Here is a 13,414-nt window from a genome sequence, read left to right as displayed (position 1 = left end):
GGGTTTCCTCTTCACGGAACGGGTGTCGGTGTCGGTGCCGGTGTCCGCGCGCGGAGCGGTCCGCGATAGCCGACCTGCGGGTGGCCGAGGGCGTCGGCGGTGAGTTCGGCGTCCACCTCGAAGACCTCGGCGAGCCGCTGCGCCGTCAGGACGGCGGCGGGCGGGCCGGAGGCGATCAGGCGGCCGTGGTGCAGGAGCAGCAGCCGGTCGCAGTACCGGGCGGCGAGGGACAGGTCGTGCAGCGCGACCAGGACGGTCTGACCGGTGCCGGACAGCAGCTCCATCAGTTCGAGCCGGTGCTTCACGTCGAGGTGGTTGGTGGGCTCGTCGAGCAGGAGGGCGGACGGCCGCTGGGCCAGCGCGCGGGCGATGTGCGTGCGTTGCCGTTCCCCGCCCGAAAGGGCCTTCCAGGGGCGGTCGGCGAGTGCGGTGAGTCCTACGCGTTCCAGCGCGGCGGCGACCACGGCCCGGTCGGCGGCGTCCGGCCCGCGCCAGCGGTCGCGGAACGGGGTCCGCCCCAGGCCGGCGATGTCCGCGACCGCCAGATCGCTGTCCGCGCCCGCGTCCTGGGCGACGAAGGCCACCTGCCGGGCGATCCGGCGCGCACTCCAGCCGCGTACGGACTCCCCGTCGTACCGGACCGCGCCCGTGTCGGGAGCGCGCAGGCCGGCCAGGCAGCGCAGCAGCGAGGACTTGCCCGAGCCGTTGGGGCCGAGCAGCCCGACGGTCTCGCCGGAGGTGATGTCGGCGCTGACGTCCCGTACGACCGGGGTGCCCGCGATCGACCAGCTCACGGCTTCGGCGGTGATCCTCACAGCTCCCCCCGCTTGCGCAGGACCAGGAGGAAGATCGGTACGCCGAGCAGTGCGGTGATCACGCCGACGGGAACCTCGCGCGGTCCGAAGGCGACCCGGGCCAGCGCGTCCGTCCACACCAGGAACACCGCGCCCGCCAGCGCCGTGTACGGCAACAGCACCCGGTGCAGCGGCCCGACGAGGAACCGGATCCCGTGGGGGACGATCAGTCCGACGAAGCCGATGGCGCCGACGGTGGCCACCGCCACCGCGGTGAGCACGGCGGTGACCACGAGCAGCAGCATCCGCGTGTGCCGCACGTCGATCCCGAGGGAGGCGGCGGTGTCGGCGCCGAAGGCGAGCCCGTCGAGGGCGTTCGAGCGGAGCCAGGCCGCGGCCAGCCCCAGCGGGGTGACGACCGCGCAGACCGCGACGGTGTCCCAGCGGGCGGGTGCCATCGAGCCCAGGAGCCAGTGGGTGACGGCCCGCGTGGTGTCGGCGTCCGCGGAGGCCATCAGGACGAGCGAGGTCAGCGCGGTGAAGAGCTGCCCGATGACCACGCCGGTCAGGACGATGCGGACCGAGTCCAGCCCGGTGCGCCGCAGGAGCAGCAGGAGCAGCCCGAAGGAGAGCAGTGCGCCGGCGAGCGCTCCGCCGGTGACCCCGAGCGTGTTCGCGCCGATCCCGAGGACGACCACGGTGACGGCTCCCGCGGACGCGCCCGAGGAGACGCCCAGCAGGTAGGGATCGGCGAGGGCGTTGCGCGTGACCGCCTGGAGCACCGCTCCGCACACGGCGAGCGAGGCTCCGACGAGGGCGGCCATCAGCACGCGCGGCAGCCGCAGGTCCCAGACGAGCGAGTCCAGCAGCGGGGGCAACGGTGCGACGTCCAGGCCGAGCCGGGAGCCGAAGACGCGGCCGAGGCCGGCCCAGCCCACGTCGGCGACGCCGATCCGTACGGCCGCCGCCACCGAGACCGCCAGGACGGCGGTGGCGAGGAGGAAGAGGCCCGCCCCGGTGGCCGCGGACCGGTGAACGGCCGGCACGGGCCCGCTCGGGGCCACCGTGTCAGCGGACATACCCGAGGTCCTTCATGCCCGCCGCCAGCAGTCCCAGGGCGTGCACCGAGCGCACGGAAGGGTCCAGTTCGATGCCGGGCACTTCGAGGATCTTGTCGTCGCGGACCGCGGCGAGCCTGGAGACGACCGGGTGCCCGGTCATGGTGGCGCGCTTCTCGGCGGCGCTGTCGCCGGGCCGGCCGCGCTCGGACAGGTCGCCGATCACGATGAAGTCGGGGTCCCGTTTGGCGACTTCCTCCCAGGAGACCTCCGGCCAGTCCTCGTCGACGTCGTCGAAGGCGTTCTTCGCGCCGACGATCCGGCTCATCTCGCTGGGCAGGCCGGTCCTGCCCGCCACGTACGGCATGCCGTTGAAGACGGAGTAGAGGTAGACCACGGTGGGCTGTTCGGCGCCTTTGGGAACCCTGGCGGCGTTCTCCCCGGCCTTGGCGACGGCGGTGCGCTGGTCGGCGGCGAGTTCGGCGGCCCGCTCCTCGGCGCCGAAGACCTTGCCGAGGTTCTCGTAGTCGGAGAAGAGGAGCTCGAAGGGGGTCCGGCCGGCCGGGTTCTGTTCGGGGCAGTCCACGGCGCTGACGAAGGTCGGGACCTTGAGGGCCTCCAGTTCCTCGCGGGTGCCGGCCCGGTCCTCGGTGAAGAGGTCGGCGGAGCCGCCGACGACGAAGTCGGGGGTGGCGGCACGCAGTTGCTCGCCGGTCGCGATCTTCGGGGCGATGACCGGGACCTTGGCGTACGCGGCCCGGTAGGGGGCGGGGATCTTCGTCTTGAGGTTGGCGGTTCCCGCCATCGAGTCCTGGAGTCCGAGAGCCAGCAGGGTCTCGGTCGAGGTCTGGTCCAGGGCGACGGTCCGCTTGGGCGGCGCGGCGAAGGTCGCCTGGCGGCCGCAGCTCGTGAGGGAAGAGTCCTGGGTGGACGGCTTGGCGCCGTCCGCCTCGGAGCCGCCGCCGGCGGGTGCGGAACAGGCGGCGGTGGCGAGGGCGATGGTCAGGGCGATGCCGAGGCGAGCGGGGTGGCGCATGGGTTCTCCGGTCTGGGCAGGCGGATGGAGCGAATGCGGGCGTTGTCGTGCACCGGGCAAGGCCGCCGCGTTCGAAGGGTACTGTAATGGTATTCATTTTCATTAAGAACCCCGGGGGGCGGTTCACCGGGCCCCCACTCCACCCCCAAGGAGCAACCACACCGTGGCGACCACACCCATGCCCCCGGCGCCCAAGACCGATGACCCGCCCGCCCGTTCGGTCCTTCTCGACGTCCCGTTCCTGCGCCTGTGGGCGGGCACCACCGCCTCCGGCCTCGCGACCTGGGCCCTGCCCTTCGTCCTCGGGCTCGCCGTACTCCACCGCGACCTGAGCGCCGCCGGGCTCGGCCTGGTCCTCGCCGCGCGTACGGTCGGATTCCTCGCCGCCGTCACCGTCGGCGGCGTCCTGGCCGACCGGCACTCCCGCCGCGCGGTCGTCCTCTGGTCGGCCCTGGCGGCGGCGGTCGCGGCCCCCCTCCTCGCGGCCGGACTGGGCCGCTCGCTCCTGCTGATGACGGCCGCCGCCGCCCTCGCCGGAGCCGGACAGGGCGCCTGCCGACCGGCGTTCCAGGCGCTGACCGCCGAGACCGTCGACCCCGGGCGGCGCCAGCAGGCCAATGCCGCCATGACCATGGCCGTACGGGGTTCCACGCTCGCCGGCCCCGCCCTGACCGCGCTGCTCGCGGCCTTCCTCGACGTCTGGACCCTGCTGCTCGGCATCGGGCTGCTCTGGCTGGTCGCCGCGCTCGTCCCGGGCGAGGGGCAGGGCACGGCCGGCGGCGCCGTCCCCGCGCCGCGCCCGAGTTTCCGCGCCGAGTTCGTGGACGGCGTGCGGGAGGCCCGCCGCCACCCCTGGTTCCTCGCGGGACTGGCCGCCCTCGTCGCGGTCATCGCCCTCGGCTACTCCGCCACCAGCGTCGCCCTGCCCCTGATCAGCCGGGACCGCTACGACAGCGAATGGGTGCTCGCCGCGGCCATGACGGCGTACATAGTGGGCGCGCTCGGCGGGGCCCTGGTCATCGCCCGCCGGCGGCCGCGCTCACAGGGCTGGGCCGCCTTCGCGGGGCTGGCGGCGTACGGATGCGCCCCGTTGAGCCTGGCGCTGCCCGTGCACCCGGGGGTGGTCGTCGCCGCCTACGCCGTCGCCGGGATCGGGATCGAGCTCTTCAACGTGCCCTGGTTCACCGCCACCCAGCGCGAAGTCGCCCCGGACCGGCTGGCCCGCGTCTCCTCGCTGGATTTCCTCGTCTCCTACGGCCTGGCCCCGGTCGGCCTCGCCCTGATCGCACCGGCCATCGACGCCTTCGGCGTCACGCCCGTCCTCGGCGTGTGCGCGGCCGCGTGCTTCCTCGTACCGGCGGCCGCGGCGATGGTGCCGACGGCCCGCCACTTCGCGCGGGTGGCGCCGCCGGTGGAGCGGCCTTAGATCCGCAGGACGACCATCGGTGTTCGTGGCGAGTCGAGCAGCCGGAAGTCATGAATCTGACTGATGGGGGAGCCCGTTGTGAGAACGGCGCGGTCCGGTACCGCAAGGTTCCGAACACCGACTGGCGGAGGCGGGCGGATGCGCAGATCCGGTACCCCGACGCCCCCGCCACCCACTACGCGGACTACGGCCGCGAAACGGCGGATCAGGTGACGGGCTCGCCGTCCCAGGGGCTGACCTCCGGGAGGCACAGCGTGATCGACTTCTTCTCGTCGTCGTTCGCCCAGGACAGCACCTGGCCGCCGGTGCAGCGCGTCTCGCCGACCGAGAGCACCTTGTACGTCTTGTTCCACCAGATGGGGAAGTCGCAGGGCTCGACGTAGGCACCGCCCTTTTCGCCGTCCTCCATGCGGACGCAGTCGCCCGCCTCGGCCTCGAAGATGTCTTGCGAGTACAACGCGCCACCGAACACGTAGAGGAGGCTCCCGATGAACAGGGCGATGAGCCCGTAGCCGAGGCACCCCACCCTGTCGTCGCGCTTCAGCGTCGGGGTCGGGGTCGGGGTTGGCTCGAACCTCAAGGCCGGTCTCGGGGGCATTCCCAGCCCAGGCATCGAGGTCGGCATCGCCCCCACCCTTGGCTCGGGCTTCGTCGGCGCCTTCGTCGGCGTTCTGGGCCGGGCCTTCGGCCTGGCCGTTGTCGCCTTCTTGCTCTTGGCAGCGGGCCTGGCAGCCTTCGGTCCCCTCACCACCCCCACCAGGTCACCGACCCGTACGGTTTCCCCGGCCACCGGGCCGGTCTCCCGCAGTTCGCCCGCGGCCGGGGAGACGACCTCCGCGCGCAGCCGCCCGTCGGTCACCGAGAAGAGCGCCTCTCCCGTCGCGACCGTCTCTCCGGGCCGTTTGTGCCAGCGGGTCACCGTCACCCGGTCCGCCCCTGCCAGTTCCCCCGGCAGCGACGGCAGGACCACCGGTACGATCCGGTCCGCGCTCGCTCTCCTCGCGTACAGCGCGCCCATCGCGTCGGCGACCTCGGCCAGCAGCGCCCAGCGCACGCGCTCGTCCGCCGAGACCGGGGCTCCGGCCGGCTCGTCCATGATCCAGGTCGCCGCCAGCACACCCCTTTCCACGATCATCGTGGTGATCTGATCGGGGTTCCGGCGTGCGGCGGGCGCGTACGACTCCGCCGCTGCCGCGAACCGCCTCAACAGCTGTGCTGTCGTAGGTCGTTGCGCCGGGTCTTTGTGAAGGCAGGGCAGAAGCAGCTCGGCGAGTTCGGACGGGACGCCGGTCAGGTCGGGTTCTTCGTGGACGACGCGGTGCAGGACCGCGAAGGTGGCGACGCCGCCGAACGGGCTGCGTCCGGTGGCGGCGTACGCCAGGAGGCCGGCCAGGCTGAACACGTCTGATTTCGGGCCGACTTCTCCGTCGGTGGCCTGCTCCGGAGACATGAAGGCGGGGGTGCCGATCACTCCGTGCGCGGTGAGGCGGGTGGCCGCGTCCAGGGCACGGGCGATGCCGAAGTCGATGATGCGGGGGCCGTCCTCGGCGAGGATGACGTTTCCGGGCTTGAGGTCGCGGTGGACCAGGCCGTGGGAGTGGATCGCGATGAGCCCCTCGGCGAGTCCGGCGCCGAGCGCGGCCACCGTTCCGGCCGGCAGCGGCCCGTAGGCGTCCACCGCCTCTTGCAGGGACGGTCCGGGCACGTACGCCGTCGCCAGCCACGGTACGTCGGCCGTCACATCGGCATCGACCACCATCGCCGTGTAGAAACCGCCGACCTGCCGGGCTGCCGCCACCTCGGCGGCGAACCGGCGCCGGAACTCCGGAGCCTTTGCGAGATGCGGCCGTACGACCTTGACGGCGACCAGCCGCCCGCCCGGTGAGCGCCCCAGGTACACGTCCCCCATGCCGCCGCCGCCCAGTTGTTTCAGCAGGACGTACGGGCCTATCCGGGAGTCCGACCATGATGTCTCGGGCATGACAACAGTCTGATCGGTAAGGACGGCCTCGGGACGCCCTTCCGGGAAAAGGGTCGCGGAACGCCCGCCCGGGTCCTTGTCTAGGCGAGGGCGGCGATGAAGGCGGACCAGGCGGGGGCGCCGAAGGTGAGGTGGGGGCCGTCGGGGACCTTGGAGTCGCGGACGGGGACGAGGTTGGGGTGGCCATCGGCGACTTCGAGGCAGTCGCCGCCGGTGCCGTCGCTGTAGGTGGACTTGCGCCAGGTGGCCATCTCCAGGCAGTCACTTCCGTCGCCCGCGCTGTAGCTGGACTTGTGCCAGCTGGCCGTCGACAGGTCGTACTCAGACGTGCTCGTCATGTGCGTAATCCTCCGCCACGGATTGGATCAGGGCCAGTGATTCGCGTGGTGACAGCGCGCTGGCCGTGAGGAGATCGTAGGTCAGGGTGTGGTGGGTGACTGTGGCCGGATCGTCCAGCAACTGGCTTGTGCCGAGGGCCGTCACGTAGGCAAGTGGCGGTGCGTCCTCGAAGGCCATTAGCTTGAGCGGACCTCCCAAAGCCGCATGCGCCCCCGCACTGAACGGCAGCACCTGAAGGATGATCCGGTGGGACCGGATCAGGTCCGCGAGGTGCCGCAGCGCCTCGGCCATCACCGACCGGCTCCCGACGACGCGACGCAGCACCGCCTCGTCGAGCACGCACCACAACAACGGGGTTGTTGGCTCTGCGAGCAGGGCCGCGCGGGCCAGTCGGGCTTCGACCAGGGCGTCGATGGCCGACTCCGTCGCCGTCGGCTGGTAGGCGCGGAAGATGGCCCGGGCGTAGGCCTCCTTCTGGAGCAGGCCCGGGATCAGCAGGGGAGCGTACTCCCGGATGGCCTTCGCCAGGCCCTCGGCCTCGGCGGCCTCCGTGAAGTGGTCGGGGTACTTGAACTTCGTCACCGCTTGGCAGTTGCGGGTGAAGAAGTCATCCGTGCCGAGGATCTTGTCCATCTCGCGACCCAGTTCCGGGGTCATCCGGCGGGTGCCCGCTTCGAGTTGGCCGATGAAGGACCCGCTGACGAAGAGGGGCTCGCCGAGTTTGTCCTGGCTGAGGCCGGCCCTTTTGCGGGCGACGCGCAGTTCGGAGCCGAGCATGGTGCGGGGTGAGGAGAACGGGTCGACGCCTCCGGAATCGGGCACGGCAACTCCCCTGACAACAGGTTCGGTTGTTGTAGAGCGACCCTTGCAGGCTAGTCAGTGCGTCGCCACGCTGAGTGCTGAACGCGATTACTCAGAGCGAAAGGTGACATGTCATGGTGCTCACGCCGATGGAGCGCATGCTGGCGGCCGAGGAGGCCGTGGGGCAGTTGAAGGCCGCGCTGACGGACGTAGGGGTGGTGTTCCCCTCGCTCGGGGTGGACGGGGTGTCGGCGGCCGGGTCGTACGGGCTGCCGCTGGTCGATCTGGGGCGCTGCAACCTGGACACCGCGCTACGGCTGGCCGCCGTACTGCACGAGCGGGCGCACCCCTGAGGGATCCTCGAGGCGGACCGTCAGGCGCGGGAGGAACCAGCCGACCAGGGGGCCCGTACCCAGGGCGACGAGCACGGTGCCGGGGCCGAGGGTGCCGCCGAGCAGCCAGCCGAGGCCGGCCACGGTCACGTCGATGCCGGTGCGTACGGCCGCGACCGGCAGGCGGGTCAGGCGGACGAGGCCGGTCATGATGCCGTCGCGCGGGCCCGAGCCGTACTGCGCGCCGAGGTAGAGCGCGTCGAAGAAGCCGAGGGCGACCAGGCCGAGGGCGAGGTACGCGAGGGCGGCGAGCGTCCCCTCGGGGGCGGGGAGTACGGCTGCGGTGGCGTCGGCGGCGAAGCCGACGATCGCGACGTTGAGGACGGTGCCGAGCCCGGGGAGCTCGCGCAGCGGGATCCAGGCGAGGAGCACCAGGAGCGAGATCAGGTTCGTCGCCCAGCCGAAGGAGATGCCGAGGGACTTGGCCGTGCCGTCGGTGAGCACGCTCCAGCTCGCCGTGCCGAGGCCGGACTCGACGAGCGTCATGACGGCGGCGCCGTAGCCCGCCAGGCCGAGGAGGAGCTGGGGGACGCGGCGTGCGGTGCGGCCCGCCCGGAGCCGGCCGTAGGCGTTCATGCGGGGCATGGCCTCAGCTTCGCCTCGATCTGGACCCGGATTCGATAGCCAGATTGCTTACGCTGGCCGGATGAAGATCAGCGCGCACGCGGTCGGACGCATGGTGGGGACCTGGCGGGAGGGGCCCGGGCCGGCGCACCAGCGGCTCTCCGACCGGCTGCGGCTGCTGATCCTGGACGGGCGGCTCTGCCTCGGGGCTGCGCTGCCGGGCGAACGGGACCTGGCCACCGCGCTCGGTACGAGCAGGACCACGGTCGGGGCCGCGTACCGCACGCTGGTGGACCACGGCTACCTGGCCACGAGGGAGCGCGCGCGGGCGACCGTACGGCTCCCGCACGAGGACGCGCCCGCCGGGCGGCGCGGGGACGGTGCGGACGCGGGCGGGGACTCGGAGGGCATCGACCTGTCCTTCGCCGCGCCTCCCGCGCCCTCCGAGATCCTCCACGCCGCTTTCGCGACGGCGCTGGAGCGGCTGCCGCTCCACTTCGAGCGGCACGGGTACGACCGGTACGGCACGGCGGAACTGCGCGAGGCGGTCGCCGGGTGGTACGGCCGCAGGGGGCTGCCCACCTCGCCCGACCACGTCATGATCACCAATGGTGCGCAGAACGCGATCGGTCTGCTCGCGCGCACGCTGCTGTCGCCGCGCGACAAGGTGCTGATCGACCACCCCACCTATCCGCACGCGATCAGGGCGTTCACCGACGCGCGCGCCCGGCTGCTGCCGGTGGCGTTGGGCCCGTCCGGCTGGGACGTGCCGCAGCTCCTCGCGGCGGCACGGTCCGCGCAACTGGCTTACCTGATCCCGGACTTCCACAACCCCACCGGGATGTACATGCCCGCGAGCGTGCGCCGGAGCCTGCGGCCGGCCTGCCCCACGATCATCGACGAGACCCTGGCGGACCTGGGGCCGGAGGCGGCGGACCCGGACCCGGCCGTGGACCCGGCCGCGCAACCCTTCGCCGCGACCCACTCCACCGCCATCAGCGTCGGCTCGGTGTCCAAGAGCATCTGGGGCGGCCTGCGCATCGGCTGGATCCGCGCCGTCCCCGTGCTGCTTGAGCGCGTGGCGGGGGCCCGCCCGGCGACGGATCTCGGTACCCCGGTGGTGGAACAGCTGGCCACGGCCGTGCTCCTGGACGGCGGTCAGACCAGGCGGCCCGAGGCGCTGCTCCACCTGCGGACGCAGCAGGACGCCTTGCTGGGGGCGCTGGCCGAGCATCTCCCCGAGGTCCACGCGCCGCGGGCGGCGGGCGGCGTGACGCTGTGGGCACGGTTCCCGGAGCCGGTCGGATCGCGGCTGGCGGCGATCGCGCCGGACCACGGGGTGACGATCGCGGCGGGGCCGCGGTTCGGGGTCGGCGGCGCGTTCGAGCGCCATGTCCGCCTCCCGTACACGCTCCCGCCGGCCCGGCTCACCGAGGCCGTCCGCCGCCTGGCCGCCGCCCACCGTGCCCTCACGGCGGGTGCCACCGGGATCCACACACCGGCGGCGGTGGCCTAGGAAGAGACGGCCCAGCCGCGTTGGGCCGTGGCGGTGGCCGTCCCCGGCCGTTCGGGGGAACGGCCGCGATCCGGTCCGCCCCTTCCGCCGTCCGGCATGGGCATCGTCGACGCGACGAAAGAAGGTGACGCGATGCCGCTGTATCTGTCGAGGTTCAGCTACACGCCGGAGACCTGGGCGAGGCTGACGGCCCACCCGGAGGACCGCTCGCAGGCCGCCCGGTCGTACATCGAGTCCGTCGGCGGGAAGCTGCACGGCTTCTGGTACGCCTTCGGCACGCACGACGGCTACAACCTGTGGGAGGCACCGGACGACGTGTCCATGGCCGCGGTCGCCCTGGCGATCAGCGGCGGCGGTGCGCTCGGCTCGTTCGAGACGACGGTCCTCCTGAGCGTCGAGGACACCCTGGACGCCCTGCGCAAGGCCGAACGGATCCGCTACCGGCCCCCGGGCGCGTCCGAGACGCCGTGAATCCGGCGAGCGGAGACCGCTAGACCTGCACGGCGGCGAGGCGCGTGCCGCAGAGTGCGGTGAGGTCCTCGGGGTCGGAGGTGAGGACGGTGACCGGGCCGGGCGCCGCGAGTGCGGTGGCGGCCAGCATCGCGTCGATGGCGTACTTGTGCCCGTGCAGGCCGGCCTCGCGGAGCAGGGCCGTCGCGGCGTGGGCGATCTCCTCGGTGACGGGTTCGACCACCACCCGGGACAGCGCCCACATGAGGGCGGGCATGTTGATCTTCGGGTGGACCACCTCGACGAGGGTGGCGGTGCTGGTGATGACGCGCATGTCGTCAGCGAGGGCGAGGGCGAGCCAGCGAGTGATCGTGCGATCCCGCAGTACCGCCTTTGCGAGTCCCTCGCTGTCCAGCACGAGGGTGCCTCCGGGCTTGGTCGGCTTCGGCGTCATGCGACGTCCCTCTTCTCGGCGCCGCTGTCGGACGGGTCTCCGTGGGCGCGGCGGAATTCTTCCCGGGTCGCGTCGATCTCTTCCGCGGTGATCGGTCCGTGCTCCGCCTCCGCCACGGCGACGAGCTCCGCCAGGTTGTCCCGTTCGATCTGGCGGGCCACGGCGGCCGTGACGTAGGCGGAGAGGCCGGACGGGCCGCTGCGGGCGCGAGCGGCCTCGGCGATGTCGCGGGGCATCGAGATGGAGTACTTCTGGGTGGCATCGCTCATGCCACCCATGCTACTTCCGATGCCACCGCCGTGTTCGGCGTGTGGGGCGTAGAGGTACATGTGCATAGGCTCTAGGCATATGCACACCTCTGGGTGCCTTTTCGCGCCGGGTTCGCTCGATGGGGTGACGGCCCGCCCTCAGTCCGTGCTCAGCCGGGCGTGGAGGTGTTCGTCGTGCCAGCCGTCCGCGTGGAGGAGGGCGCCGCGCATGGTGCCTTCCAGGGGGTAGCCGGAGGTCGTGGCGACGCGGCAGGAGGCCGGGTTGGCCGTGGAGTGGGTGATGTACAGGCGGTGCAGGCCGAGTTCCCCGAAGGCCCAGGGGGTCAGGACGGCCAGGCCTTCGGCGGTGGCTCCGGCGCCGCGGCCGGCCGGGAGGAGCCAGTACACGAACTCGGCGCTGCCGCCGCGCAGGTCAATGTCGGCGAGGGCGATCAGGCCGACCGCGGGGGCGCCGTCGGCGGGGGCCAGGGCCCAGACCGCCGAGGCTTCGGCCTGCCAGCGCTCGCGCCAGCGGCCGATGCGGGTGACGGCCCCGTCCTCGGTGAGCGGGTCGGGGCGGTTCCAGTGGCGGATGTCGGGGTCGGCGTACGCGGCCACGAGCGCGGGGGCGTCGTGGGGTTCCCAGGGGCGCAGGCGCAACCCGCAGGGGAGGTCGTACGAGGGCTGGGTGAGCGCGGCCATCCGGCCGGACGGCACGACGGCCGGTATCGAGTCGATCATCGGGTCATTGTCGGGCCGTCGGCGTGCCCGCGGCGTGGCCGGGGCGTGGCCGGGGCGTGGCCGGGCCGGGCCGGGCCGGGGTGCGGCCATTGGGGGCCGGTCGCCCTGGCGGCCGTAACAACTGACGGACACTTCGTCACGGTAAGCGACATTTCATCCCTTTCTTCCTAGTCTCACGTCCCGGTACCGAGTGACCGAGCGAAATGGACGATGAGATGAGACGACGGCTTTCCGCGATCACCGCGGCCGGTGTGGCCGCGATCCTCGCGCTGGGCGGCGGAACGGCCGCGACCGCGACGGCGAGCACCAACCCGGACGGCGGCAAGGGCGGCAAGGGGCAGTGCGCCCCGGGCGTTCCGATCGGCCCGGAGGGCGAGAAGTTCTACGACCCGCCGTCCCCGCTGCCCGAGGGGGATCACGGGGACCTGATCTGGGCCCGCCGCGTCGACGCCCCCGACGGTGCGCGCGCCTGCCGGATCCTGTACCTGTCGACCCTGCAGACCGGTACCCGTGTCGCCGTCTCGGGCATCGTGGCCTGGCCCGACGCCCCCGCGCCGCGCAGCGGCCGCAACGTCGTGGCCTGGGCGCACGGGACCGTGGGCGGACCGCGCCAGTGCGCGCCCTCCGCGGTGCCGAACCCGGCGACCGACCTCGTCGGCTACTACACCTACGACAGCCCGTGGGGCATCGACGTCGGCGTGCCGGCGCTGACGCAGTTCCTCGACTCGGGTGACGTCGTGGTCGGTACGGACTACCAGGGCCTGGGCACTCCCGGCGTGCACCAGTACACGGTCGCGGTGACCGAGACGAACAACGTCCTGGACTCCGTCCGCGCGGCCCGCCAGATCACCGACACCCGCGCGAACGACAAGGCGGCCGTCCTGGGCTGGTCGCAGGGTGGCGGCGCGGCGGCGTTCATCGCCCAGAACTACAAGGCGTACACCCCGGAGACCAAGCTGGTCGGCATCGCGGCGCTGGCGCCCGCCGCCAACCTGGGGCCGGACTTCCGCGGCCTGGTGCTGCCCGGCCCGACGTCCCCGACCTCGCCCTCCCACAACGCGGCGCTGCGCGTCAACGTCTACCGGGGCTTCCTCGCCGCCTACCCCGGGCTGAAGGCCGAGGACGTGCTGAAGCCGGCCGGTTTGGAGGCGCTGCGCGGGGACGGGGTGATGTGCATCGAGCACCTCGCCGACGTGATCCAGAACAACGTGGGCAACGCGGGGCAGCTGGACACGCTGTTCCAGCCGCTGAGCGTGGTGCCGGAGATCTGGCACCAGCGCTTCCGCGAGAACACCGCGGGCCTGGTCGCCTCGGTGGCGCCGATCCTGGTGATGCAGGGCACGGCCGACACGGTCATCAACCCGAACTCCACGGACGAGTACGTGAAGCGGGCCTGCCGGTTCGGCAAGCCGGTCGAGTACACGAAGTACCAGGGGGCGACGCACCAGACGATCCCCAACGTCGCGGAGCCGGAGTACCTGGGCTGGATCGCGGACCGCTTCGCGGGCAAGCCCGCTCCGTCCAACTGCCCGTGATGTGAACTGCCTTACGTGACGTGAAGCAGCGAAGGCTCCCGGCCGGTGTGGGTCCACCGGCCGGGAGCCTCGTGCCGTC

At 72.5% G+C, this 13,414-nt stretch carries 15 protein-coding genes; 5 read left to right on the top strand and 10 right to left on the bottom strand.

Annotation, left to right across the window (positions count from 1 at the left end; all coding sequences use genetic code 11):
* Nucleotides 1–11: 11 nt before the first annotated feature.
* From ACFYM0_RS32100 to ACFYM0_RS32090, 3 genes are read right to left on the bottom strand one after another with little or no spacing between them, the layout of a single operon-like run.
* Nucleotides 12–815: an ABC transporter ATP-binding protein gene (locus tag ACFYM0_RS32100; RefSeq protein WP_388507517.1), complete on the bottom strand. Its 804-nt coding sequence runs from the start codon at nt 813–815 to the stop codon at nt 12–14.
* On the bottom strand, nt 812–1,873 hold the full coding sequence (locus ACFYM0_RS32095) for a FecCD family ABC transporter permease (protein ID WP_388507515.1): 1,062 nt from the start codon (nt 1,871–1,873) through the stop codon (nt 812–814). The genes ACFYM0_RS32100 and ACFYM0_RS32095 overlap by 4 nt, the downstream gene beginning before the upstream one ends.
* Nucleotides 1,863–2,888: an ABC transporter substrate-binding protein gene (locus tag ACFYM0_RS32090; RefSeq protein ID WP_388507512.1), complete on the bottom strand. Its 1,026-nt coding sequence runs from the start codon at nt 2,886–2,888 to the stop codon at nt 1,863–1,865. The genes ACFYM0_RS32095 and ACFYM0_RS32090 overlap by 11 nt, the downstream gene beginning before the upstream one ends.
* A 163-nt stretch (nt 2,889–3,051) precedes the next feature.
* Here ACFYM0_RS32090 and ACFYM0_RS32085 point away from each other — a divergent pair, with 163 nt between their 5' ends.
* Nucleotides 3,052–4,314, top strand: coding sequence for an MFS transporter (locus tag ACFYM0_RS32085; protein WP_388507510.1), 1,263 nt, complete (start codon nt 3,052–3,054; stop codon nt 4,312–4,314).
* 205 nt (nt 4,315–4,519) lie between these two features.
* On the opposite strand, the gene ACFYM0_RS32080 is transcribed toward ACFYM0_RS32085, so the two are convergent.
* The 3 genes from ACFYM0_RS32080 to ACFYM0_RS32070 form a co-directional block, all read right to left on the bottom strand.
* Nucleotides 4,520–6,295 carry a protein kinase gene (locus ACFYM0_RS32080; protein WP_388507507.1) on the bottom strand — a complete coding sequence of 592 codons (1,776 nt, stop codon included), beginning with the start codon at nt 6,293–6,295 and terminating at the stop codon, nt 4,520–4,522.
* 80 nt (nt 6,296–6,375) lie between these two features.
* On the bottom strand, nt 6,376–6,633 hold the full coding sequence (locus ACFYM0_RS32075) for a DUF397 domain-containing protein (RefSeq protein WP_388507504.1): 258 nt from the start codon (nt 6,631–6,633) through the stop codon (nt 6,376–6,378).
* On the bottom strand, nt 6,617–7,456 hold the full coding sequence (locus ACFYM0_RS32070) for a Scr1 family TA system antitoxin-like transcriptional regulator (RefSeq protein WP_388507501.1): 840 nt from the start codon (nt 7,454–7,456) through the stop codon (nt 6,617–6,619). Before ACFYM0_RS32070 ends, ACFYM0_RS32075 begins: the two co-directional genes overlap by 17 nt.
* A 113-nt stretch (nt 7,457–7,569) precedes the next feature.
* On the opposite strand from ACFYM0_RS32070, the gene ACFYM0_RS32065 reads away from it, so the two are divergent.
* Nucleotides 7,570–7,788: a hypothetical protein gene (locus tag ACFYM0_RS32065; RefSeq protein WP_274548266.1), complete on the top strand. Its 219-nt coding sequence runs from the start codon at nt 7,570–7,572 to the stop codon at nt 7,786–7,788.
* On the opposite strand, the gene ACFYM0_RS32060 is transcribed toward ACFYM0_RS32065, so the two are convergent.
* Nucleotides 7,747–8,412 (bottom strand): YitT family protein, encoded by a 666-nt coding sequence (locus tag ACFYM0_RS32060; RefSeq protein WP_388507497.1) that lies wholly within the window; start codon nt 8,410–8,412, stop codon nt 7,747–7,749. The two genes, ACFYM0_RS32065 and ACFYM0_RS32060, sit on opposite strands and share 42 nt — an antisense overlap.
* Before the next feature lie 61 nt (nt 8,413–8,473).
* On the opposite strand from ACFYM0_RS32060, the gene ACFYM0_RS32055 reads away from it, so the two are divergent.
* Nucleotides 8,474–9,907, top strand: a complete 1,434-nt coding sequence (locus ACFYM0_RS32055) for a PLP-dependent aminotransferase family protein (protein WP_388507494.1) — start codon at nt 8,474–8,476, stop codon at nt 9,905–9,907.
* Between the two features lie 132 nt (nt 9,908–10,039).
* A complete protein-coding gene (locus ACFYM0_RS32050) occupies nt 10,040–10,378 on the top strand; it encodes a GYD domain-containing protein (RefSeq protein WP_388507491.1) in 339 nt (112 codons plus the stop codon).
* Between the two features lie 19 nt (nt 10,379–10,397).
* On the opposite strand, the gene ACFYM0_RS32045 is transcribed toward ACFYM0_RS32050, so the two are convergent.
* The 3 genes from ACFYM0_RS32045 to ACFYM0_RS32035 form a co-directional block, all read right to left on the bottom strand.
* Nucleotides 10,398–10,811, bottom strand: coding sequence for a PIN domain-containing protein (locus ACFYM0_RS32045; RefSeq protein WP_388507488.1), 414 nt, complete (start codon nt 10,809–10,811; stop codon nt 10,398–10,400).
* Nucleotides 10,808–11,080, bottom strand: a complete 273-nt coding sequence (locus tag ACFYM0_RS32040; protein ID WP_388507485.1) for a CopG family transcriptional regulator — start codon at nt 11,078–11,080, stop codon at nt 10,808–10,810. The genes ACFYM0_RS32045 and ACFYM0_RS32040 overlap by 4 nt, the downstream gene beginning before the upstream one ends.
* A 138-nt stretch (nt 11,081–11,218) precedes the next feature.
* Nucleotides 11,219–11,800: a GNAT family N-acetyltransferase gene (locus ACFYM0_RS32035; protein WP_388507482.1), complete on the bottom strand. Its 582-nt coding sequence runs from the start codon at nt 11,798–11,800 to the stop codon at nt 11,219–11,221.
* A gap of 215 nt (nt 11,801–12,015) precedes the next feature.
* Here ACFYM0_RS32035 and ACFYM0_RS32030 point away from each other — a divergent pair, with 215 nt between their 5' ends.
* Nucleotides 12,016–13,335, top strand: coding sequence for a lipase family protein (locus ACFYM0_RS32030; protein WP_388507479.1), 1,320 nt, complete (start codon nt 12,016–12,018; stop codon nt 13,333–13,335).
* Nucleotides 13,336–13,414: the final 79 nt, after the last annotated feature.

Origin of the sequence: Streptomyces sp. NPDC006487, assembly GCF_042870555.1 — a bacterium.
Classification (GTDB): Bacteria; Actinomycetota; Actinomycetes; order Streptomycetales; family Streptomycetaceae; genus Streptomyces.
The sequence above is the reverse complement of the archived record's forward strand: the minus strand, read 5'-3'. Positions and strand labels throughout refer to the sequence as shown.

Bases quoted from the DNA above. Each gene is read 5' to 3' on its own strand.
- ACFYM0_RS32095 (WP_388507515.1), bottom strand. From the start codon at position 1,873: ATGTCCGCTGACACGGTGGCCCCGAGCGGGCCCGTGCCGGCCGTTCAC.
- ACFYM0_RS32090 (WP_388507512.1), bottom strand. From the start codon at position 2,888: ATGCGCCACCCCGCTCGCCTCGGCATCGCCCTGACCATCGCCCTCGCC.
- ACFYM0_RS32080 (WP_388507507.1), bottom strand. From the start codon at position 6,295: ATGCCCGAGACATCATGGTCGGACTCCCGGATAGGCCCGTACGTCCTG.
- ACFYM0_RS32075 (WP_388507504.1), bottom strand. From the start codon at position 6,633: ATGACGAGCACGTCTGAGTACGACCTGTCGACGGCCAGCTGGCACAAG.
- ACFYM0_RS32065 (WP_274548266.1), top strand. From the start codon at position 7,570: ATGGTGCTCACGCCGATGGAGCGCATGCTGGCGGCCGAGGAGGCCGTG.
- ACFYM0_RS32060 (WP_388507497.1), bottom strand. From the start codon at position 8,412: ATGCCCCGCATGAACGCCTACGGCCGGCTCCGGGCGGGCCGCACCGCA.
- ACFYM0_RS32055 (WP_388507494.1), top strand. From the start codon at position 8,474: ATGAAGATCAGCGCGCACGCGGTCGGACGCATGGTGGGGACCTGGCGG.
- ACFYM0_RS32050 (WP_388507491.1), top strand. From the start codon at position 10,040: ATGCCGCTGTATCTGTCGAGGTTCAGCTACACGCCGGAGACCTGGGCG.
- ACFYM0_RS32045 (WP_388507488.1), bottom strand. From the start codon at position 10,811: ATGACGCCGAAGCCGACCAAGCCCGGAGGCACCCTCGTGCTGGACAGC.
- ACFYM0_RS32040 (WP_388507485.1), bottom strand. From the start codon at position 11,080: ATGAGCGATGCCACCCAGAAGTACTCCATCTCGATGCCCCGCGACATC.
- ACFYM0_RS32035 (WP_388507482.1), bottom strand. From the start codon at position 11,800: ATGATCGACTCGATACCGGCCGTCGTGCCGTCCGGCCGGATGGCCGCG.
- ACFYM0_RS32030 (WP_388507479.1), top strand. From the start codon at position 12,016: ATGAGACGACGGCTTTCCGCGATCACCGCGGCCGGTGTGGCCGCGATC.